The organism is Pseudoalteromonas sp. HM-SA03 (assembly GCF_002289345.1).
Classification (GTDB): domain Bacteria; phylum Pseudomonadota; class Gammaproteobacteria; order Enterobacterales; family Alteromonadaceae; genus Pseudoalteromonas.
The window spans coordinates 1-319 of sequence record NZ_NSDG01000165.1 but is presented as its reverse complement, the minus strand read 5'-3'; the positions used below and the strand labels follow the sequence as shown (position 1 = coordinate 319).

The 319-nt window shown below is 42.3% G+C and carries 1 pseudogene; it reads right to left on the bottom strand.

Annotated elements, in window-relative coordinates:
- Nucleotides 1–319: pseudogene (locus tag CKO50_RS24165) on the bottom strand (IS5/IS1182 family transposase); the annotation flags it as partial.

Here is a 319-nt window from a genome sequence, read left to right as displayed (position 1 = left end):
TTCATCACCCGTCTGAGATAGTTTTTCTGTTTTTTTAATGTTTTCTTCATGCGTTTAAATTGCTTGGCATGCGCATAACTTGCCACCTTTTGAGCGGGCTTAGGGCCAACTCGTTCATAACTTTGTCTAAGCCGAATACCGGCTTGCTTAGCAAAACCAACCAGTTTATCACGGCATTTTTCTAGTAGTTTATTGTCGGTTGGGTGGGCGATATTTTTCTCCATGACGGTGCTGTCTACGACCACTTTCCGTAAGCTTGAAGGCTTGATGGTATTACTTTTAAGGCCCGCATCAACAGTTAACGACAGCATTAATTCAA